The 20,471-nt window shown below is 49.4% G+C and carries 20 protein-coding genes; 5 read left to right on the top strand and 15 right to left on the bottom strand.

Annotated features, from left to right (window positions below):
* Positions 1 to 82: 82 nt before the first annotated feature.
* Positions 83 to 1,549, bottom strand: coding sequence for an IMP dehydrogenase (gene guaB / locus K0H60_RS06600; protein ID WP_220057638.1), 1,467 nt, complete (start codon positions 1,547 to 1,549; stop codon positions 83 to 85).
* Between the two features lie 122 nt (positions 1,550 to 1,671).
* On the opposite strand from guaB, the gene xseA reads away from it, so the two are divergent.
* A complete protein-coding gene (gene xseA, locus K0H60_RS06595; RefSeq protein WP_220057637.1) occupies positions 1,672 to 3,018 on the top strand; it encodes an exodeoxyribonuclease VII large subunit in 1,347 nt (448 codons plus the stop codon).
* Positions 3,019 to 3,171: 153 nt separating this feature from the next.
* Here xseA and der read toward each other — a convergent pair whose 3' ends face one another.
* The 8 genes from der to rlmN form a co-directional block, all read right to left on the bottom strand.
* Positions 3,172 to 4,638 carry a ribosome biogenesis GTPase Der gene (gene der / locus K0H60_RS06590; protein WP_011622020.1) on the bottom strand — a complete coding sequence of 489 codons (1,467 nt, stop codon included), beginning with the start codon at positions 4,636 to 4,638 and terminating at the stop codon, positions 3,172 to 3,174.
* 80 nt (positions 4,639 to 4,718) lie between these two features.
* Positions 4,719 to 5,906: an outer membrane protein assembly factor BamB gene (bamB, locus tag K0H60_RS06585; RefSeq protein WP_220055029.1), complete on the bottom strand. Its 1,188-nt coding sequence runs from the start codon at positions 5,904 to 5,906 to the stop codon at positions 4,719 to 4,721.
* A gap of 11 nt (positions 5,907 to 5,917) precedes the next feature.
* A complete protein-coding gene (locus tag K0H60_RS06580) occupies positions 5,918 to 6,538 on the bottom strand; it encodes a tetratricopeptide repeat protein (RefSeq protein ID WP_220057636.1) in 621 nt (206 codons plus the stop codon).
* 12 nt (positions 6,539 to 6,550) lie between these two features.
* Positions 6,551 to 7,828, bottom strand: coding sequence for a histidine--tRNA ligase (gene hisS / locus K0H60_RS06575; RefSeq protein ID WP_220057635.1), 1,278 nt, complete (start codon positions 7,826 to 7,828; stop codon positions 6,551 to 6,553).
* A 160-nt stretch (positions 7,829 to 7,988) separates the two neighbouring features.
* A complete protein-coding gene (ispG, locus tag K0H60_RS06570; RefSeq protein WP_011622016.1) occupies positions 7,989 to 9,104 on the bottom strand; it encodes a flavodoxin-dependent (E)-4-hydroxy-3-methylbut-2-enyl-diphosphate synthase in 1,116 nt (371 codons plus the stop codon).
* A 42-nt stretch (positions 9,105 to 9,146) separates the two neighbouring features.
* Positions 9,147 to 10,274, bottom strand: coding sequence for a RodZ domain-containing protein (locus tag K0H60_RS06565; RefSeq protein WP_220057634.1), 1,128 nt, complete (start codon positions 10,272 to 10,274; stop codon positions 9,147 to 9,149).
* A complete protein-coding gene (gene pilW / locus K0H60_RS06560) occupies positions 10,271 to 11,059 on the bottom strand; it encodes a type IV pilus biogenesis/stability protein PilW (protein WP_220057633.1) in 789 nt (262 codons plus the stop codon). Before pilW ends, K0H60_RS06565 begins: the two co-directional genes overlap by 4 nt.
* Positions 11,060 to 11,091: 32 nt before the next feature.
* On the bottom strand, positions 11,092 to 12,213 hold the full coding sequence (rlmN, locus tag K0H60_RS06555; RefSeq protein ID WP_011716310.1) for a dual-specificity RNA methyltransferase RlmN: 1,122 nt from the start codon (positions 12,211 to 12,213) through the stop codon (positions 11,092 to 11,094).
* 144 nt (positions 12,214 to 12,357) lie between these two features.
* Between rlmN and K0H60_RS06550 the strand changes: the two genes are divergently transcribed.
* Together K0H60_RS06550 and K0H60_RS06545 are read left to right on the top strand one after the other, a co-directional pair.
* Positions 12,358 to 13,449 (top strand): CNNM domain-containing protein, encoded by a 1,092-nt coding sequence (locus tag K0H60_RS06550; protein ID WP_011716309.1) that lies wholly within the window; start codon positions 12,358 to 12,360, stop codon positions 13,447 to 13,449.
* A 97-nt stretch (positions 13,450 to 13,546) separates the two neighbouring features.
* On the top strand, positions 13,547 to 15,298 hold the full coding sequence (locus K0H60_RS06545) for a bifunctional metallophosphatase/5'-nucleotidase (protein ID WP_220057632.1): 1,752 nt from the start codon (positions 13,547 to 13,549) through the stop codon (positions 15,296 to 15,298).
* Between the two features lie 130 nt (positions 15,299 to 15,428).
* On the opposite strand, the gene K0H60_RS06540 is transcribed toward K0H60_RS06545, so the two are convergent.
* Positions 15,429 to 16,322, bottom strand: a complete 894-nt coding sequence (locus K0H60_RS06540; RefSeq protein WP_220057631.1) for a LysR family transcriptional regulator — start codon at positions 16,320 to 16,322, stop codon at positions 15,429 to 15,431.
* Between the two features lie 164 nt (positions 16,323 to 16,486).
* Here K0H60_RS06540 and K0H60_RS06535 point away from each other — a divergent pair, with 164 nt between their 5' ends.
* Complete coding sequence (locus K0H60_RS06535; protein ID WP_011716306.1) at positions 16,487 to 16,930, top strand: DoxX family protein; 444 nt, start codon at positions 16,487 to 16,489, stop codon at positions 16,928 to 16,930.
* A gap of 10 nt (positions 16,931 to 16,940) precedes the next feature.
* Positions 16,941 to 17,636 (top strand): pirin family protein, encoded by a 696-nt coding sequence (locus K0H60_RS06530; RefSeq protein ID WP_220057630.1) that lies wholly within the window; start codon positions 16,941 to 16,943, stop codon positions 17,634 to 17,636.
* A 96-nt stretch (positions 17,637 to 17,732) separates the two neighbouring features.
* On the opposite strand, the gene K0H60_RS06525 is transcribed toward K0H60_RS06530, so the two are convergent.
* The 5 genes from K0H60_RS06525 to K0H60_RS06505 form a co-directional block, all read right to left on the bottom strand.
* Positions 17,733 to 18,263, bottom strand: a complete 531-nt coding sequence (locus K0H60_RS06525) for a GNAT family N-acetyltransferase (protein ID WP_220055021.1) — start codon at positions 18,261 to 18,263, stop codon at positions 17,733 to 17,735.
* A gap of 63 nt (positions 18,264 to 18,326) precedes the next feature.
* The gene (locus K0H60_RS06520) at positions 18,327 to 18,848 is read right to left on the bottom strand and encodes a GNAT family N-acetyltransferase (protein ID WP_089068208.1); all 522 of its coding nucleotides are present in this window, start codon (positions 18,846 to 18,848) and stop codon (positions 18,327 to 18,329) included.
* Between the two features lie 159 nt (positions 18,849 to 19,007).
* Positions 19,008 to 19,310 (bottom strand): NrfJ, encoded by a 303-nt coding sequence (locus K0H60_RS06515; protein WP_220057629.1) that lies wholly within the window; start codon positions 19,308 to 19,310, stop codon positions 19,008 to 19,010.
* Positions 19,311 to 19,437: 127 nt separating this feature from the next.
* Positions 19,438 to 19,647, bottom strand: a complete 210-nt coding sequence (locus K0H60_RS06510) for a DUF3820 family protein (protein ID WP_011622004.1) — start codon at positions 19,645 to 19,647, stop codon at positions 19,438 to 19,440.
* A 146-nt stretch (positions 19,648 to 19,793) separates the two neighbouring features.
* Complete coding sequence (locus K0H60_RS06505) at positions 19,794 to 20,252, bottom strand: GNAT family N-acetyltransferase (protein ID WP_220057628.1); 459 nt, start codon at positions 20,250 to 20,252, stop codon at positions 19,794 to 19,796.
* Between the last annotated feature and the right edge of the window lie 219 nt (positions 20,253 to 20,471).

Raw genomic sequence — 20,471 nt, 5'->3', positions numbered from 1 at the left:
CTCAAGACTGCGAGGTTCAATCTTGAGGGCATACAAATCTTAATAACGGGGCGGCTTATCGCCGCCCCGTTATCACAAACGTTTACGCACCTGAACGGTAGTTTGGCGCTTCTTTAGTGATAGTCACATCGTGAACGTGGGACTCGCCCATGCCCGCAGAAGTCACTTTCACAAACTGCGCTTTTTCGTTCAGTTCTTGAATCGTGGCACAGCCCGTTAGGCCCATGCATGAACGCAGACCGCCCATATGTTGATGGATGATTTCCTTGAGCTTGCCTTTGTAAGGTACACGGCCTTCGATGCCTTCTGGCACCAGCTTGTCGGCAGCATTGTCAGATTGGAAATAACGGTCAGAAGAACCTTGAGACATGGCACCTAAAGAACCCATACCGCGGTATGACTTATAGGCTCGGCCTTGGTAGAGTTCAGTTTCGCCCGGCGCTTCGTCAGTACCCGCGAACATTGAACCCGCCATAATGCACGATGCACCTGCAGCTAAGGCTTTGGCTAAGTCACCCGAGAAACGTACACCGCCGTCGGCGATAACAGGGATCCCTAAACCTTTTACGGCTTCGGCAGCGTCAGACACTGCGGTAATTTGTGGCACGCCCACACCCGTCACGATACGAGTGGTACAGATAGAACCAGGGCCAATACCGACTTTAACCGCGTTAACACCGGCTTCAACTAGGGCTAATGCGCCTTCAGCTGTTGCCACGTTACCACCGATGATTTGTAAATCTGGGTATTTAGCGCGGGTTTCACGGATACGTTGCAACACGCCTTCAGAGTGGCCGTGAGAAGAGTCAATCAGCAGCACGTCAACACCGGCTTTCACCAGCGCATCGACACGCTCTTCGTTACCCGCACCCGCACCCACGGCGGCGCCCACACGTAAACGACCTAATTCGTCTTTACAGGCATTAGGTTTACGCTCGGCTTTTTCGAAGTCTTTTACTGTGATTAAGCCTTTCAGCTTGAAGTTATCATCGACAACTAACACTTTTTCGATACGGTTTGAGTGCATTAATTTTTGCACTTCATCTAACTTAGTGCCTTCCGCAACAGTGACTAAACGCGCCTTTGGCGTCATCACTTCTTCTACGGTTTTGCTCCAGTCAGTCACGAAACGTACGTCACGGCCAGTGATAATCCCCACCAATTCATTGGCTTCGTTTACCACAGGGTAACCCGCAAAACCATTCTTCGCGGTCAGTACTTTAAGATCCGCCAGCGTAGTTGAAGGCGTTACCGTCACAGGTTGTTGAACCACACCCGCTTCGTAAATTTTTACTTTACGAACTTCTTCGGCCTGCTTTTCTATGCTCATGTTTTTATGAATAAAACCTAAGCCACCTTCCTGTGCCATGGCGATAGCAAGACGCGCTTCGGTCACAGTGTCCATAGCGGCAGACACAAGTGGAATATTCAGTTCAATGGTATTGGTCAGGCGAGTTTTAAGGATGGCGGTGCTTGGGAGTACAGTCGAATGCGCAGGAACAAGTAACACATCGTCAAAGGTTAGCGCTTCTTTAATTAAACGTAGCATAGGCAACATCTCCCCAGTTGAGTAGGATTTTAGAGGTGAAATATTGCGGCGGGATTATACCTTGCATCTGGGGAGCGGTAAATGGAAAATAGTGAAAAAATCCCATTTGCACGAGAAAACACATGCAAGTCCCTAAAAATAATATTTATACCGTCTCACGCCTCAATGGTGAAGTCAGGCAAATTCTCGAGGGACAACTGGGAAAAGTCTGGCTAAATGGTGAAATTTCCAACTTTTCCGCCCCCAGTTCGGGCCATTGGTATTTAACCCTTAAGGATCATTATTCACAAATTCGCTGCGCCATGTTTAAGGGACGCAACCAAAGCGTGAGCTTTAAACCAGTGAATGGTCAGCAAGTGCTAGTAAAAGGCGCAATTAGCGTGTACGAGCCTAGAGGCGACTATCAACTATTGATTGAGTCTATGCTCCCCGCGGGGGATGGCTTACTGGCACAACAATTTGAAGCGCTCAAGATGAAGCTCGCGGCGCAGGGATTATTTGCCGCCGACACTAAACGCCAGCTTCCGAAAAATATTCAACGCATTGGGGTCATCACCTCCCCTACGGGCGCGGCTATCCGCGATGTGTTGCATGTGCTTGCCCGACGCGATCCTTCCATCGAAGTGATAATTTATCCCACTCAGGTACAAGGTGAGAGCGCGGATCTCAATATCTGCCAAGCCATCAATATCGCCAATCAACGACTGGAGGTCGATGTATTACTGCTCACCCGTGGCGGTGGCTCACTCGAAGATTTATGGTGTTTTAATAGCGAAGCGCTCGCCCATACCATTTACAACAGTGCCCTACCCGTTGTCAGCGCCGTAGGCCATGAAGTCGACACAACCATCAGTGACTATGTGGCCGACGTTCGCGCCCCGACACCCTCTGCGGGCGCAGAACTACTGTCTCAGGATAGCGATAATAAAAGCCAACGCTTAGCCACAGTACTGTCGCGCCTCAAACAGAGCGCCAGCCACTATCAACTCAAGCAGGAAAGACGCTTAAGTTTGCTCGAACACAGACTGCAACGCTTAGATCCTAAGCGCACCCTGCAGCAATTTGAGCAGCGTTTCGATGAGATGCAATTAAGACTCGAAGCCGCATTGTCTAACAAACTGCACGGTTTAAGTCGCCGTCAGCAGCAACTGGCAAATCGCCTCGAGCAGCAATCCCCAAAGCACAAGCTCGCACTCGAGACCAATAGGTTGAGCTATTTAGCGACACGTTTGCAGGATGCTATGCAAGATACCCTTAACCAAAGTGAGCAGCGAATTAAATATGCCGCCCATCAATTGGAAACGGTCAGTCCATTAGCCACCTTGAGCCGGGGGTACAGCATCACCACAGATGCAAATAACCAAGTCATAGACAATGCCGCTCAGCTGAGTGTGGGCGATAGGATAAACACTCGTTTACTCCATGGGCAGGTGCAGTCGACAGTGACGCACATAACGGATAAAAGCTAAGACACAACAGCCTTTAGGCTCAACACTCAAGCCCATAGCCCATAGCTATACATTTTATCGAAACAAGACTTAAGATTTCCCCCTAAAATGCGCCAAGAAAAAAGGAACCCTAGGGTTCCTTTTTTATGTTCAGCTTAAGCCAATACCGCAGATTTACTTTGTCTTGCGATCTTTAATATGGCTCAGGGCGCGCTTACGGCGACGTTCTTGGCTCATGGTCAGCTTTTCAACCTTGTTTTCAAACGGGTTATCACCCTCTTGGAAACGTAGCTGAATTGGCGTACCGACCACTTTCAATGAACGACGGAAGTAGTTCATCATGTAGCGCTTGTAAGAATCCGGTAGCTTGCTGACTTGGTTACCGTGAATAACCACGATTGGCGGGTTATAACCACCGGCGTGGGCGTATTTCAGTTTCACACGGCGACCGTTCACCAATGGTGGCTGATGGTCATCCTGCGACATTTGCATGATGCGGGTCAGCATCGAGGTGCTCACGCGGCGAGTCGCACTGTCGTAAGCTTCTTCAATCGACTCAAACAGATGGCCAACACCTGTGCCATGTAGCGCCGAAATAAAGTGAATGCGAGCAAAGTCGATGAAGCCTAAGCGGCGGTCGAGTTCACTCTTAACGCGGTCTTTAATGCCCTGATCGATACCGTCCCACTTGTTGACGGCGATCACTAAGGCGCGGCCCGCGTTCAAGGCAAAACCTAATAGACCTAAATCCTGCTCGGCAATCCCTTCACGGGCATCGATGATCAGCAGCACGACGTTGGCATCTTCAACCGCTTTTAGGGTTTTGATCACCGAGAATTTTTCAATCACTTCATGGACTTTACTGCGACGACGCACACCAGCAGTATCGATAATCACGTATTCGCGGCCATCGCGTTCCATCGGAATGTAAATACTGTCGCGGGTGGTTCCCGGCTCGTCGTAAACCACCACACGCTCTTCACCTAAGATACGGTTAGTCAGGGTCGATTTACCCACGTTCGGCTTACCGATAATCGCAAGCTTGATCGGTAAATCCTGCAGACGTTTTTGCTCAGCTTCGGCTTCTTCTTCGGTGTACTGACGTTCGTCGACTTCTTCCTCTTCGCCTTGGCGTTCAATGCCCATAGCTTCAGCGTAAGGTGTCAGTGCGTACTCAATCATGTTGGTCACGCCGCGACCTTGGGCGGCTGCCATTTGATAGACCTCACCTAAACCTAATGACCAAAACTCGGCGCAGGCAGAATCGGCATCGATACCGTCAATCTTGTTCGCCACCACGAAAGTGGTTTTTTGACGGCTACGTAAATGCTGAGCGATAGACAAATCCGCAGCGGTTAAGCCCGCGCGCGCATCGGTCATAAATAAGACAACATCGGCTTCTTCGATAGCGGCAAGGGACTGCTCGGCCATCTTAGTTTCGATCCCCTCTTCGGTGCCGTCAATACCGCCGGTATCCACCACGATAAACTCATAGCCGGATAGGAATGCTCGACCATATTTACGGTCACGTGTTAGGCCAGGAAAGTCAGCAACCAGCGCATCACGCGTACGCGTAAGGCGGTTAAATAAGGTGGATTTACCGACGTTCGGCCGCCCAACAAGGGCCACTACAGGGATCATGATTTTGCCTCTAAAAAACTTTTTCAATAAAAAGCCCCCGGAACACACTTCCAGGGGCTCTACAAGGATAACACTTTTAACTAAGGAAGTGTTACAACAGCTAACTTTCCGCTGCGGCCTTGCACGTAGATTTTATCATCCACCACTAATGGCTGGCTGAATAATCCAGAGCTGTCCACTTGGATACGACCGACAATACTGCCTGTGCTACGGTCGATAAAGTGCAAATAACCTTCAAAATCGCCCACGACCAGATAGTCGCGATACACGGCTGGTGATGTGAGTGTACGGTTCGCCAGCTCAGAATTGCTCCACAATTCTAAGCCGTTACGTCTGTCCACAGAGTAGATACGGCTGTGATCATCCACTAGGAATAAGCTTAAACCGGCTGACGCAAGTTCATTAAAGCTTGAGTACTTACGGGTCCAAATCACACGCCCGCTACGCAGCTCCATCGACACCAAGTTACCGTTGTAGCTCACCGCATAAAGGTTGTCACCTAAGATCAGCGGCGTCATATCCACATCGGCCATACGAGTAAACTCATTGCCGCCGGTTGGATTATAAATCGCTTGTTCCCATGCGGCTTGACCGTTGTTTTTCACCACAACGGCGACTTTGCCATCGGCAGTACCGATAAAGAAACCACCCGCCTCATAGGCCGCAGAACCCGTGCCACGTAAGGTCAGATTGGGCAACTGCATCTCATAGGCCCACAGCTTAGCGCCCGTATCGACGTTAAAGGCTTCGAGCGCGCCAGAGCTAGTGCTCACCACCACCACATCGTCAGCAACGGTTGGCTTAGAGAGTAACTCGCCCCCAGCCACGACATGCCACAGCACTTGACCATCTTCGGCATTCAGCGCGGCCAATAGACCACTCTCACCACCGACAAAGATTTTATTGCGCGCGGCAGTGACACCCGCGGCTAAGCGTGCGCCCTTGTTTTTGGCTAAGGCGTTATCACGAAACTCTTCACTAAAATCTTTTTTCCAAACGCGCTCACCCGTGGCTTCATCAAAGGCCACGACTTCGCCGTAACGGTCGGCTGCAAAAATTTTACCGTAACGAACTGCAGGAGTGAGGCGAGAGTAATAATCACCGACACCGTCACCTACAGAGGCGCTCCAACTTACTTCAGGAAACACTGTCGCCTGAATCGCAGTTAACTCACTTACCGGTTCTTCTTCCACATCGCTAGAAGAACAGGCGGATAACATGGCTAGGCTTAACCCAGCGGCTAGCAGGTTCTTGCACCAAGACTTCATCAAGGGATCCCTTATGCTTGATTTAGGTTATCAAGTTTGATTTTAAGTGCAGGGCTGGTCACAACACCGCCATTGTCCATTGCCGCTTGGTAAGCGGTTTTCGCTTTATCCGCTTCGCCTTGGCGTACAAAGAAATCGCCTTTGAGTTCTTCACGTTGCGCTAAGAAGGCTTTATCAGTCACTTGTTCTAAAGTCGCCAGCGCAGTACCGATTTGGCCTTGCTCTGCTTGAATGCGCGCTAAACGCAGTGTTGCCACTGTGTCTAATCCGGCGCCCGGCTTAGCGGCAATCACCTTCTTCAGCGCTTCTTCGGCCTTAGCAAAATCTTTCGCTTCAACCGCGGTTTTCGCAACAATCAAGTCCAGCAGTGCTTGATAGCCCTTTTGGTCGTGATTTTTGGAAAACTCAGCAACGCCAGCCAGCATGGCCGCTTCGTCAGTTGATTTGGTGGTTAAGGTTTGGAAAGCCTGTGATGCTTCTTCGGCCTTCACGATTTTCATGTCGGAGTAATAGTTCCAACCGTACAGGCCGCCTAAACCAACGACCGCCCCGATAACAATCGAGGTTCCATAGTCTTTCCAGAACTGCTTGATAGCATCAACTTGTTGTTCTTCTGTGCTATAAATTTCCACGCGCACGTCCCCTTATTTGGTAAGTTCAGCTAAAAATGCGCTTAGTGCATTTCGAGCGACCCGTTGTTGTTCGTTGTCATTGCGTAAATATTTAACGGTAACCACACCTTCGGCGAGTTCTTCTTCACCGATGAGTAAGGCTACTTGTGCGCCGCTTTTATCGGCACGCTTAATTTGCTTCTTGAAGTTACCGCCGCCGCAGTGGCTCATAACACGCAGTGTCGGTAAGGTTGAGCGTAACTCCTGTGCCACTTTAATGGCTTCAACCAAGCAGCTATCCCCCATCGCAGCGACGTAAACATCAACAGCCGCGAGGATATCTTGGGTCAGCTCTAAGGTTTCAAGCAGCAACACAATGCGCTCTAATCCCATCGCAAAACCGACGGCAGGCGTATCTTTACCGCCCAATTGAGCGACTAAACCATCATAGCGACCGCCCGCAAGTACAGTGCCTTGAGAGCCTAAGCTATTGGTAACCCATTCAAAAACCGTGCGATTATAGTAATCCAAACCACGGACTAAGCGCGGGTTAACTCGGTATTGGATGCCAACTGCGTCGAGGAGTTCACGCAATTGTGCAAAATGTTGTGAAGATTCTTCACCTAAGTAATCCATCAGCGCAGGTGCATCACCTAAAATGCTTTGCACTTGCGGGTCTTTCGAGTCCAGTACGCGCAGCGGATTACTGTACATACGGCGCTGGCTATCTTCGTCTAATTTGTCCTTGTGTTGCTCTAAGAAGGCAATCAAGGCTTCACGGTAAGCGGCGCGCTCGGCTGGATCGCCTAAGGTGTTTAGCTCAAGCGTCACATGCTCGCTAATGCCGAGTTTTTCCCATAGACGGGCCGATAACATCAACACTTCGGCGTCGATATCGGCGCTACCAATGCCGTAGACTTCCACACCAAACTGGTGGAATTGGCGATAACGACCTTTTTGTGGACGTTCGTGGCGGAACATTGGGCCCATGTACCACAGGCGTTGTTCTTGGTTATAGAGCAGACCATGCTCATTACCGGCACGCACGGTTGAGGCGGTGCCTTCAGGACGTAGGGTTAAACTGTCACCGTTACGGTCCTCGAAGGTATACATTTCTTTTTCAACAATATCAGTCACTTCACCGATAGAGCGTTTAAAAAGATCGGTATTTTCCACTATTGGAGTGCGGATCTCACTGTAACCATAAGCAGCCACGCTCTCACGTAGTACCGCTTCCACTTTTTGCCATAGAGGACTTTGAGTTGGCAGAATGTCGTTCATTCCGCGAATCGCTTGGATCTGTTTTGCCACTGTATCGACTCGTCCGATTTTCGCTAAATTAATAAAAAATGTCAGGCATTATAGGCTGTTCAACACTAAACGTAAAATGACCCCGTCGGTTTCGGGGTCTAGCTCAAGGCTTGAGTGTTTTTATAACGCCTAATCTATGGGTTTGATTCGGCTGTGTCTGTTACTCAGTCGTGTCTTTCACTTGGATGCGATTGGCCATTTGGCTCGCCTTAGCGCGAATTTTCGCCTCGAGGGAATCGACTAGATTGTCATTGTCGAAACGCTCTTTTTGACGCTCGCCTTCATCGTAATAACCACTCTTACGATGTCCACCCGTTAAGCCGATGTGTGACACTAAGGCTTCGCCTGGGCCATTGACCACACAGCCGATGATAGACACATCCATCGCGGTCGTCACATCTTCGAGGCGGCGTTCTAATTCATTTACCGTGCTGATCACATCGAACTCTTGCCGCGAGCAGGAAGGACAGGCAATAAAGTTAATGCCACGACTACGGATACGCAGTGACTTTAGGATATCAAAGCCAACTTTGATTTCTTCCACCGGATCGGCCGCTAACGAAATACGCAGCGTATCACCAATGCCTTCCGCAAGCAGCATGCCTAAGCCAACAGCCGACTTCACCGCACCGGCACGGGCACCACCTGCTTCGGTAATACCTAAATGCAATGGCTGGCGAATTTGTTTGGCCAATAAACGATAGGATTCTACCGCCAAGAACACATCGGAGGCTTTTACGCTGACCTTAAATTGGTCGAAATTCAAACGGTCAAGAATGTCCACATGGCGCATAGCCGATTCGAGCAAGGCTTCCGGCGTAGGCTCTTTGTATTTGTCCATCAGATCTTTTTCTAATGAACCGCCGTTCACCCCAATACGGATAGGAATGTTTTTATCGCGGGCGCACTCCACCACACTGCGGATACGCTCTTCGTTACCGATATTACCTGGGTTGATACGCAAACAGTCCACACCATATTCGGCTACTTTCAGGGCGATACGGTAATCGAAGTGGATATCCGCAACCAAGGGCACAGACACCGATTGCTTAATCACTTTAAAAGCTTCGGCGGCATCCATGGTCGGCACAGAGACACGCACGATATCGGCACCCACTTTCTCTAGGGCACGGATTTGGGCTACGGTTGCCTCAACATCTGTGGTCTTAGTGTTAGTCATCGACTGTACGGCAATCGGCGCACCATCACCAATCGGCACATTGCCCACATAGATGCGGGTTGAAGGACGTCTCTTTATGGGTGTTTCGTTATACATACTCAATACGCTCTTTTCGGTACTCTGTGTCAGGCGCCAGACTTAAACCTGTGGGATAGTCAAACGCGCAACACGACCCTTAGGAAATTCAGCAAGGCTGATGGCTTTACCATCGACCGTAAACGTGGACACGACAGTAGGAGCGCCTAGGATCACTTTAAACGGAGGCACACCACTGGCTTGAATATTCGCACCAGCACCACGGACGCCGTCAACAATCGCTTTGCCCTTGGCATCGACGATGTTGATCCAGCAATCGCCCGTGAGCTCAATAGTAATGCTCGACTGCCCTGCGGTCACTGGCATGGCTTGTGCTGTCGACGCAGTATTAGTTGCGGGTGCATTCGATGCGGTTTGGTTCTGCACTGGGGCGGTATTGGTCGCAGCGTTTTGTGTAGCACTCGGAGTCCCAACGGTATTACTCGCTGCAGAACTCGGCGCAGTGTTAGAAGCATTGCTAGTCAGTGCGGAATTAGATTCGCTCGGATTCATCGCCGAATTGGCAGACGTCTGCTCTGCTTCCATCGCCGCCATATCGTTTATATTCGGGTCGATAGTGCTCTCATCGGTATCTTTAACCGGACCATCAGTCGCCATTGAACCATTGACTGCAATCTCGCTTAAGCGCTCGCTGGCGTCAGTTTCCGTTAGCAGCACATCGCCCGGCAAGGTTTGATTCGCCGCAGCTAACTCTTCCGCTGTCGGTTGAGACACATCAACATGGGTCACTAGCGTGGTTCGTTGCATCCACCATAGGACGAACAGGCCCAGTAACACGATGACAATAAAAAAGCTCAGCCACTTTAATTTAGTGTCACGAGCTTGATAGGTCGTCTTGCGGGAAAAGCTTTGCATGGCAGGCTGCGTCACTAACGGCACCTGCCGCGCTAGGCATGCCTCAATCAGGGCGTTATCCACCCCCAGCATGCGCGCATAGTTTTTGACATATCCGCGAACATAAGTCGAAGAAGAAATATTAGAGAAATCGTCGGCTTCGAGATTTTCAACAATCCCTGGGCGCAGATGTAACTTCACCGCGGTATCCGCAATGCTTAAGCCCATCTGCTCACGAGCCGTTCTGAGTACAGTGCCGAGCGTTACATCAGGCGTCGACTCAGCTTCACTCGCTGCTACTGGTTCTACTGACGCGTTTATTTCGTTATCTTTCATTGATGCAAATTAACTCTGTATTGCTTGGCTTGAGGCGATGCTGGGAATTTGGCGAGCAATAAAATGCCAAATCGCTTCATAGCAGCATCATCATTCAACGCCTGCTCAATTTTTATTCCGAGCGTTAAACTCTCTGGAGTCTGGGCTGCCACTTGGTGATAGCGCGCTAATTGGTTTTGCGCATCGACATAATCACCTTTATCTACCCCAAGCTCAGCCAGCTCCAGTAAAGACACCGAGCGTCTCGGGTCATACTTTAACGCCATCTGAAAATACTGTCGTGCCTTTTCTGTTTGTCCCGCGTCTCGGCTGCAAATGCCTAAGTTTTCATAACTGGACGCGGTACGCGTATATTTGGGCATTTCTATCGCGGCCAAAAACATTTTTTCAGCTTTGTCGTATCGCTTTTGTTGGCACAAAAACACCCCAAAGTTATTCATGGAATCGCCAGAGGCGTCCTTAGTATTGATAGCGTCTTGATACGCCTGTTCGGTACGTACTAAATCGCCAACGGTTTGATAGTAATAGGCCATGGCCACATGCACATCTTCAAGCTCTGGCGCATATTCAACGGCTTTATCAAGATTGTATTTGGCTTGTTCCGAGTTACCTCGATTAAGGTAGGTTAAACCGAGCTGCATACGCTCCCGTGCGGCGGCGACTTTATCGAGTTTTCGCTCCGACACGGGAATATCAGTCCCTGAATAGGTACGCTCAGTTACGCATCCTGTCACTAATAATGACAGGGCAATTGCTAATGATAACCCTGACAATCCATGCTTCATGGGCAAGCCTATAAATCTGTGCAAACAAAGAGTTAATTCATTGTGACCGAAATCTGATTTTCTTGCATGCGTTTTTTTGCTAAACGCTTGGTTCGATCGCGAATATCACCCGCTAACTGGCCACAGGCCGCGTCAATATCATCACCACGGGTTTTACGTACAATCACAGTTAAGCCATATTCCATCAATACCTTAGAAAAACGGTCGATGCGCGAGTTTGACGAGCGACCATAGGGCGAGCCTGGGTATGGGTTGAATGGGATCAGGTTAACCTTGCAGGGTGTATCCTTCATTAATTGTGCTAATTCATGGGCTTGTTCAGTACTGTCGTTGATGTGATCGAGCATCACATACTCCACCGTCACGCGGCCACGGTTAGCATTAGATTTAGCGATATAACGGCGAATTCCCGCCAAGAACTCTTGCAATGGATACTTTTTATTCACGGGAACCAGAATATCGCGCAGTTCATCGTTTGGCGCATGGATACTCACGGCCAGCGCCACATCGAGGGCATCACCGAGTTTATCTAATGCTGGCACTACGCCCGAAGTTGACAGTGTCACACGGCGTTTTGACAGGCTAAAGCCGAAGTCGTCCAGCATGATATCCATCGCAGGGATCACGTTGGCAAGGTTAAGCAGAGGTTCACCCATGCCCATCATCACCACGTTGGTGATTGGCCGCTCGCCGGTTTCTTTGGCGAACCCTAAAAAGTGGGAAACACGCCAAATTTGACCGACGATTTCAGAGACAGTTAAGTTGCGGTTAAAGCCTTGCTGTGCGGTCGAGCAGAAAGTACATTCAAGGGCGCAGCCCACTTGAGATGACACACACAGGGTGGCGCGGTCATCTTCAGGAATATATACGGTTTCAACTTCTTGGCCTTCGCCGACATGGATGGCGAACTTAATGGTGCCATCGGTGGATTTTTGATAGCTAGAAATCTCAGGCGCCACAATCTCACAGCGCGCCGCCAGCTTTTGGCGTAACACTTTGTTGATGTTAGTCATCTCTTCGAAGTCACTGACACCGAAATGATAGATCCACTTCATCAGCTGATCGGCACGGAAAGGCTTCTCACCCAGATCCGCAAATAATGCGCGCATCGCCTTACGATCAAGGTCTAATAAATTGATCTTTTTTTCACTCATAGAACTAACCTCAACACCAAAACCTGCAACAGGGCGGCGAATTATACAGACGCAGAAAAATTTTAGCCAGCAACTCCACACTCCTATGCTAGAATCGGCGTGGGTCAATGTTGGCCTAAATTATGGAGTTGTAATACCACCTATATGTTAACCCTCATCATTATAGTGCTTGTCGCTGTCGGAGTTTCTTTTCTGTGCAGTGTATTCGAAGCAGTGTTGCTCTCGGTTACCCCTAGTTATATCGCCTCGCTCGAACAAACAGACAGTGCCGCGGCCGCCCGGTTGCGTAAACTAAAAGAAAACATCGAAGCGCCTCTCGTGTCTATTTTGACCCTAAACACCATTGCCCACACTGTGGGTGCAGCCGTTGCCGGTGCGCAAGCGGCCAAGGTCTTTGGTGATGACATGCTCGGCGTGTTCTCCGGAGTGTTAACTTTTATCATCCTATTCTTCTCAGAGATTATTCCGAAATCTGTGGGAGCCAATCACTGGCGCCGTTTAGCCCCGAGTGTGTCGATTGCCATCACTTGGATGAAGCGTGTCACTAAGCCGCTGATTTGGATGTCGCAACAGGTGACTCGCCTGCTGGGTAAAGGGGAAGAAGGTCAGTACATTCGCCAAGAAATGAGCGCCATGGCCAAGATTGGTCACGAATCCGGTGAGTTAGACGAGCAAGAGTCTAAAATTTTGACCCAAATGCTCAAGGTGCGTGACGTGCCGGTGACGGCAATTATGACGCCGCGTACTGTAATGTTCTCCTTGCCGGTTTCACTGACGCAAAATGAGTTTGTGCAGGAATATCGCGACAAACCTTTTACCCGTATTCCGGTATACGATCAGGACCACGACGATATTATCGGTTACATCACCCGTACCGATGTCTTGCTGGCGGAACGTTACACCCCTGATGCACCGATTGGTGAGCTTAAGCGCAGCCTATTTGTGGTGCCCGAGACGGCTAAAATTTTGCCGTTATTCGAGCGGATGATTAAACGCAATACCCAAATTGCGATGGTGGTTGACGAATACGGCAGTAGCCAAGGTATTGTGACCCAAGAAGATATTATCGAATCGCTACTTGGCTTAGAGATTGTCGATGTGAATGACCCTGCGACCGACATGCAGCAACTGGCCCGTAAACTCTGGACCAAGCGCATGAAGCAAAAAGGCATTCGACTCTCCGATGATGGCGACTTCGAAGCCGCCGCCGAAGATGACGAGGCACGCTCGGGTTAATGACATTATTTAGTCATTGTTAAAGTAAAGGGAGCTTGGCTCCCTTTCTTGTTTTTGGGGAGAAGGTTATAATCTCCCGCCGTAAAAGAGGTAGGTTATGACACAGGGATACACACTCTCACTCGCGCACATCAACGATACCCATTCGAATTTTGAGCCCAGCCGCGTACAATTTTCCTTCAATCTCGGGCTTAAAGCCTTAGATATCACCAGTCACAGTGGTGGCTATGCACGCCTGGGCTATCAGATCAGTCAGGCACGTGACCGAGCCGCACAAAGCCAAATGCCGTTCTTATTTTTGCATGGGGGCGACAGTTTCCAAGGCACGCTGTATTTCAGCCATTTTAAGGGTAAGGCCAACGCTCATCTGCTAAATTTACTCGCGCCCGATGCCATGGTGATTGGTAATCACGATATTGATGAAGGCAATGCGCGGCTCGCCGAATTTGCTAAGCAAATCGATTTTCCGCTGTTGGCGGGGAATATGGACTTGAGCCAAGAGGATATCCGCAAGCCGGGTAACCTGCGTACTGTGGCGAATATTCTGGCCTATGATGAAAAAAACCAACTTGCCAGCTACCTCGAAAAGCCCTTCTACGACAAAAAGCTCGCTATCATAGGCATTACTCTGGATCAGATGAAAGACATCGCCAGACCCGATTCCGACACCCACTTTGTCGATGCGATTGCGACCACGGCGCGCACCGTCGCGCATCTGCATGCCAAAGGCATCAAGCATATTATCGTGCTGAGTCACTTAGGTTTAGATCAGGATAAAAGGCTTGCCGAACAAGTCGATGGCATCAGCCTTATCGTCGGCGGTCATACCCATACCTTGCAGGGCGATTTTAGCGCCTTGGGGTTAAGCAATATTCCCTATGGTGAAACCATCCATGGCACTCCAATAGTGCATGCGGGGAAATACGCCGAAACCTTAGGCTTGGCCGAGATTGAATTTGATGCAGCGGGCCGCGCAATCAGCCTCAAGGGTGGCAACTACTTTATGCTCGATAAGCAGTTTATGTTGAGTTCGAGTGAGCAAGTGGATAACACCGACTACCAAGCCGTGCAGCAACGCTTTAATGAGCATCCCTATGTATTGTGGGATGATGCCGATGAAGACATTCACGGCGTGATCCACGATATCTATCGCCCCGCGATTGCCGAGATGGAAAACAAAGTCTTAGCCCTTGTGCCTAAGAATCTAGTGCATACCAGACTGCCGTCTAAGGCATTACCCCATGGCAGCGAAATCGCCCCTTGGGTGAGCCGTAGTATGTTCCAAGAGGCCAAACTTGAAGATCCTCGCATCCACTTTGCCCTGCATAACGCGGGTGGCGTAAGGCAATCGGTCGCCCAAGGCAGGCTGACCCTCGCCGATGTATTAGGCCAATTGCTCCCCTTCGAATTGCCATTAGTCAAATACGAAATCCAAGGCCAGTATTTATACCAAGCGCTGGAGTCGGCGATTAACGCCGCGACAAACAACAGTGTGCGCGGCACAGGTGCGGGCAGCTTCCCCTATACCTATGGATTGCGTTATTACTACGATGGCAGACGCCCAATGGGGGAGCGCTTGTTCAAGCTTGAAATGATGCAGCAGGATGGCTTATCACTCTGGTATCCAGTGCAGCCCGATGCACTCTATGTGGGGGTGTCGACCTCTTATACCGCCGCAGGGAAAGAAGGTTATCACCCACTGTTACAGGCGCGCTGGCAGGAATCGATTGAGACGCTCACCCTACCCCAGGCCTTTATTCGCTTCCTCAATCGGGCACCCAACCCCAATTTAGCGGACTTGCTCTCGCCCCATGTGCATTACACCAGCCATTTGAAGCGTTCAGTGTAAGCGCCCAGTGTCAGGGATTTATATCAGCGCTGCCACAAAGCCCTGCCCTCTTAATTCATCACAGTACTTAGCAATGGTTAAGTACTGTGATTCACTCAATCCAGTACCAAAACGCACGCTTTACATCTCACTAAAACAACCAGTCGCAATGGGGTAAACGTTCGGCAAACCACGCCTGCGCCTTGCCTTGATTTCCCTTGCGCCACGCAAGAAACACTGGCTGCGCTGGTCTTGGGATCTCAACCTGACACGCGACTAATGCGCCTGAAGCGAGTTCTTCGCGGATCAAATGCTTGGGAAGATAACCCACACCCAGCCCAAGTTGCTGGGCTTTAATCTTGGTCTGCATGTTCGGCACGCGGATGACTTGGCGACTATCAAACAATCCACTGGAGCGCTGCGCGAGCGCCGTTGAGCTGTCGGCCACCACCACGGAGGGGAATTGCAACAGCGCTTCGGTGGGGATGGGATGGTCAAACTGTGCTAAGGGATGGTGAGGCGCTAGGGCAAACACGAATTCAAGCATGCCGATTTCGACTAAATGATATTGCCCCTTAGGTAACTCCCCCGTGACCCCAATGGCAATATCGGCTCGGCCCGAATACAGTGCATCCCAGCCGCCACCCAATGATTCCTCAGTGATATTAATAGTCACCTGTTTACCTAACTCGGTAAATTCAGCAATCAGTTTTAACAGTGGTAAATCGGGCACCACAGTGTCAATCGCTAAGGTTAACGCCGACTCCCAGCCCGTTTCGAGTTGCCGAACCGCCTCTTCAAGCCTTGCGGTGGCGGCTAAAATCTCCCGCCCTTGGCGTAATACCAACTGGCCAACTAAGGTTAGCTCGGCGCGCTGGCCCTTACGTTCAAATAATTTTACTCCTAAGTCGCTCTCTAATTTCTGCACTGTGTAGGTCAGCGCCGATGGCACCCGGAATAAGGATTCGGCCGCTGCCGAAAAACTGCCTTTCTTATCAATAGCATCGAGCACTATCAAGCCATCGAGACTCATCACAGGTAACATAGCCGCCTCTTGTTCAAATTTTTTGAAATAAACTTTGAAAATGTTCCGATTTTCTTTCTACAAGGTCAAGACTAAACTTTAAACCAATGGAGAGATTAACGCTAAACCTCCACCGACTAACCCATTAACGACATAGTTAAAAAATTTGAATTAAGGAACATCCCATGAAAGCACTTATCACAAAATTACTGACCTCTGCCCCAAGCTTCGCCCCATTGGCCCTGCGTATTCCTATAGGGATCATCCTCATGGCCCACGGCTCACAAAAACTCTTCGGCTGGTTTGGCGGCTACGGCCTAGAAGGCACTGGACAATGGATGGCCTCCATCGGCTTAACCCCTGGCTACTTAATGGCGCTGATGGCGGGCTCGAGCGAATTCTTTGGTGGCTTGCTGATCATTATCGGTTTACTGACTCGCCCAACGGCACTGGTATTGTCATTTACTATGGTGGTCGCGATTTTCTCGGTCCACATTGGTAATGGTCTGTTCCTCAGCAATAACGGTTATGAATTTGGTTTAGCCCTGTTAGCCGCCACAGTGTCTCTGGCCGTGTCAGGTGCAGGTAAACTGAGCGCCGATAACCTATTAGCCGCACGCTTAAAATAAGGAGGAAATGATGATCCGTATACGTAAAGCGCAGGACCGTGGGCAGGCTGATTTAGGCTGGTTAAAGAGCCAACATACCTTCTCGTTTGCAAGCTACTACGATCCGCAGCATATGGGCGTGTCTTCCCTACGAGTGATTAACGATGACAGAGTCGCGCCGGGCGCTGGGTTTGAAACCCATGGCCATAAAGACATGGAAATCATCAGTTATGTGATTTCAGGCACCATAGCCCATAAGGACAGCTTTGGTAATGTTAAGACCTTACCAGCGGGAGAGTTTCAGCTAATGTCCGCCGGTAAAGGGATTTACCACAGCGAGTTCAATGCATCAAACACTGAGTCACTGCACTTTTTGCAGATCTGGATCCAACCAGACACCTTAGGGATTGATGCGGGTTATCAGCAAAAGGCCTTCGAGCAAACCTCGGCGCTGACCGCCGTGGTCACCCCAACGGGTGAAAATGGCACCTTAAAAGTGCAACAAGATGCAACCTTGTATCGCTTAATGCTGGCACCACAAGAGCAAGTGCATATGCCGCAGCTTAAGCCACAGCGTCAGCTCTATGTGCAACTGGTGGAAGGTACGCTTAAGGTCAATGACCAAGTGCTCACTCCTGGGGATGGCGCGCATATCACCGCCGAAGACGCGGTTCGATTTAGCGCCGCCGACAGCTATGTCACCGCACTGGTGTTTGACTTAGCCTGATGAATATTGTGACCAATAAAAAACCGCCGAGGAAACGAGGCGGTTTTTTATTACTCATCCTATGACCAGAAGAGAGCAGTCTCTCCAAACGCGACCCTATGATAAGGACATAATCAAACTAAAGTTCACTAACACCTGCGCCCTGTCGTTTTGTTTATCTTCGGCGGTCAGATAACGACGTAGTTCATTACGGCGAATGCAATTAAAGCCCTGTTTCTCAAAGAAAGGACGCGCCTGATAGGAGGCTTCAACGGTAAGCCGTTTAAGATTACGGCTTTTAGCCTCTTCGAGTAAAGCTAAATAGAGATGCGTCGCCACTCCGGCACGGCTGTATTCTGGGTGGACAAACAGGCAATCGACTTCGCCGACCATACAATTGAGCTCTTTATCGGAGCATAGCCTTAAGTTGGTAAAGCCAACCAACTTACTGCCTTCCTGCGCCACCCAAGTGGTGGTGTCTTCTAACTTAGCCAGCCAGTAGGCATCACTTCGCGCCTCGCCTTGGTTTTGCGCCCAAGCCAAACGTTCGGTAAGCGAGTAATATTCCTGCGCGCCCTCCATCACACTGGCGTTAAATACCGCCGCCACCTGTGCCACATCCGCAGGTGAAAATAAGCGTATCTGCATTGGAGTCCACTCCTATGGGTTAATCATGACCAATGGGCACACAGGCAGTGTATTCCCATTCAGTTACAGTTTTTTAGTCATATAAAAACTCGGCAACACTTGACCCAGTTTTTGTTGATAGCTGCGTTGCTGTTGGACAAATCCGAGCTTAATAAACAGCCCGCGGGAAAGATAAGACGCATCGGCACTCAATTGACAATAGCCCTGCTCTTTTGCCCACTGTTCGAGCTGTCGATAAGCTCGCTCCCCCAGCCCCTGCCGTTGCCAATCTGGATGAATATAGAGGCTATCTATATATCCTTGATGGTGAAAATCCGTTTCGACATTGATAAAACCTGCACAAATCTTAGATAAGCTCGCGGCATCTGTCACCAAAATAATCCAAGCTTGGGAACGACTTAAGCGTAAATGCCAATGCTGACTCGAACGGGGCGCCTGCGACCAAGCGTTAAGCTGCGCGGCGTTATATCGCTCATGTTGTATTTGATGCACGCTGTGATGAAAGAGTTCACTCACCGCGCGGGCATAACGGCGCCGATAAGGCACAACTTCAATTTGCTTATTGGCTTGTAAAGGAACGGACACGATTTATCGACCAAGCTTGGACTTATCAGCCTATTTTGCCGCGCTTTACCAACGAGTGATAGCCTAGATATGTATGGAAGAGTAAATGCTGAAAACAAAACCGCCTCGACAAGGCGAGGCGGTTTAATGATTCTGGGTCATCTTCTATGCAGACCGAGATTATTTCTTCTCGATTTGGCCAACAAACAACAGCTTGTCGAAGGTGCGGTTTAAGGTTTTGCTGGTGAATTGATTCATCCACATTTGCTCAACCACGGCCACTTTGTCGCCTTTCTTGACTTCAGCTTCTGGGCCGGCTGCCCAAAACGTGTTGTCAGCTTCTTTAATTTGAACATAGGTGTAGCCGCCACCATTCATGGTATCCACAACTGTACCTTCATGAACGACGCCCTGTGCCCAAGCACTTGACATACCGAACGCTAATGTTGCTACAGCCGCTAATTTTACCAATTTTGCCATCATGCCTTTTGTTCCTTGTGTTTTACTAATATGCGGCATTAAAACATGCCATAGGTAATAAATCGCCAATCTCTATCACGAAATACAACACTTATCGCAAAAGTAGGATTTTTATCGCTCACTAGGGAACTCATTTCAACAGTGGTTTTAACATGCCCTCGAGGCCATTGAGTTTTACTTCATAAATCAGCGCTAACTGCTCACCTAATTTTCCCTTCGGAAATCCCTGTTGATGGAACCACACTAGATAAGGTTCGGGCAATTCGAGTAAGCGGCGGCCAGCATATTTGCCAAAGGGCATCACCTGATTTACGGCATCGATAAGCTGTTGTTGATCCATGGAGGTATAGCTTGAACTTAAACAGTGAACTAGATGCAGGATGCTACCCTATTGCCCAATGAATGCCTATGGCTAATGTCGCCTGAAGTACGACGACGGCTAAATAGGATAAGGGCAAGTCATAGACTTACCCCATTGGCAATACATTAGGCATAGAGTTTGCGCAGATTCGGCCCAAGATTGGCACAATGCGAATGCTCAAAACCGTACTCAATGCAGAGCCTTTCTTCCTCCCCGTGGGCGTTAATGCTCACACAAGTCCCTTGACCTGCATGTTCATCCACAAAAGCCATGACTCGCTCTAACATTATTTTGGCCAGCCCAACATGGCGATATTCAGGTAAGACAATAAAATCCTCAATCGCCAGATGGTTAGCCTTATCACCGTATACGCAGGCGGCTGCCACTAAGGCGGAGGTATTTTTCTGTTGCTCTGCCGTTAGGCGAATAGAGACCCAATATAAAAGCTGTAACGGATGCCCATCCGCCATCTCAACGCCGATAGAAGGATGCCCCGCCGCATCGCGTAAATTGAGCAACTCATGAAATAAAGGCGCAGATTCAACCAACTCAAATTCAATAGGCATTAGCATTTTAATATCCATTTTGGCATCCCTTCACGAATGGTAGAAAAATCAAGGTGATTAGACGGCATAATAGGAAAATCCTAACCGAATTAGGTGGCAATTTGATGACATAAAGCACAACAGCAAGACAACTTTCGACTGAAAAACAGCAATCAAGACTCTGTGTTTCGATAATATTTAAGAATAAAAACTAAAAACTATCTCCAAAAATGAAATATGCACCATCAACCAGATAGC

This window comes from Shewanella mangrovisoli (genome assembly GCF_019457635.1).
GTDB classification, from domain to species: domain Bacteria; phylum Pseudomonadota; class Gammaproteobacteria; order Enterobacterales; family Shewanellaceae; genus Shewanella; species Shewanella mangrovisoli.
Note: the sequence above shows the minus strand (reverse complement) of the source record. Positions and strands in the feature narration are given on the sequence as shown.

Excerpts from the sequence above, each read along its gene's own strand:
- guaB (WP_220057638.1), bottom strand. The coding sequence starts at position 1,549 with ATGCTACGTTTAATTAAAGAAGCGCTAACCTTTGACGATGTGTTACTT.
- xseA (WP_220057637.1), top strand. The coding sequence starts at position 1,672 with ATGCAAGTCCCTAAAAATAATATTTATACCGTCTCACGCCTCAATGGT.
- der (WP_011622020.1), bottom strand. The coding sequence starts at position 4,638 with ATGATCCCTGTAGTGGCCCTTGTTGGGCGGCCGAACGTCGGTAAATCC.
- bamB (WP_220055029.1), bottom strand. The coding sequence starts at position 5,906 with ATGAAGTCTTGGTGCAAGAACCTGCTAGCCGCTGGGTTAAGCCTAGCC.
- ispG (WP_011622016.1), bottom strand. The coding sequence starts at position 9,104 with ATGTATAACGAAACACCCATAAAGAGACGTCCTTCAACCCGCATCTAT.
- K0H60_RS06565 (WP_220057634.1), bottom strand. The coding sequence starts at position 10,274 with ATGAAAGATAACGAAATAAACGCGTCAGTAGAACCAGTAGCAGCGAGT.
- pilW (WP_220057633.1), bottom strand. The coding sequence starts at position 11,059 with ATGAAGCATGGATTGTCAGGGTTATCATTAGCAATTGCCCTGTCATTA.
- rlmN (WP_011716310.1), bottom strand. The coding sequence starts at position 12,213 with ATGAGTGAAAAAAAGATCAATTTATTAGACCTTGATCGTAAGGCGATG.
- K0H60_RS06550 (WP_011716309.1), top strand. The coding sequence starts at position 12,358 with ATGTTAACCCTCATCATTATAGTGCTTGTCGCTGTCGGAGTTTCTTTT.
- K0H60_RS06545 (WP_220057632.1), top strand. The coding sequence starts at position 13,547 with ATGACACAGGGATACACACTCTCACTCGCGCACATCAACGATACCCAT.
- K0H60_RS06540 (WP_220057631.1), bottom strand. The coding sequence starts at position 16,322 with ATGTTACCTGTGATGAGTCTCGATGGCTTGATAGTGCTCGATGCTATT.
- K0H60_RS06535 (WP_011716306.1), top strand. The coding sequence starts at position 16,487 with ATGAAAGCACTTATCACAAAATTACTGACCTCTGCCCCAAGCTTCGCC.
- K0H60_RS06530 (WP_220057630.1), top strand. The coding sequence starts at position 16,941 with ATGATCCGTATACGTAAAGCGCAGGACCGTGGGCAGGCTGATTTAGGC.
- K0H60_RS06525 (WP_220055021.1), bottom strand. The coding sequence starts at position 18,263 with ATGCAGATACGCTTATTTTCACCTGCGGATGTGGCACAGGTGGCGGCG.
- K0H60_RS06515 (WP_220057629.1), bottom strand. The coding sequence starts at position 19,310 with ATGATGGCAAAATTGGTAAAATTAGCGGCTGTAGCAACATTAGCGTTC.
- K0H60_RS06510 (WP_011622004.1), bottom strand. The coding sequence starts at position 19,647 with ATGGATCAACAACAGCTTATCGATGCCGTAAATCAGGTGATGCCCTTT.
- K0H60_RS06505 (WP_220057628.1), bottom strand. The coding sequence starts at position 20,252 with ATGGATATTAAAATGCTAATGCCTATTGAATTTGAGTTGGTTGAATCT.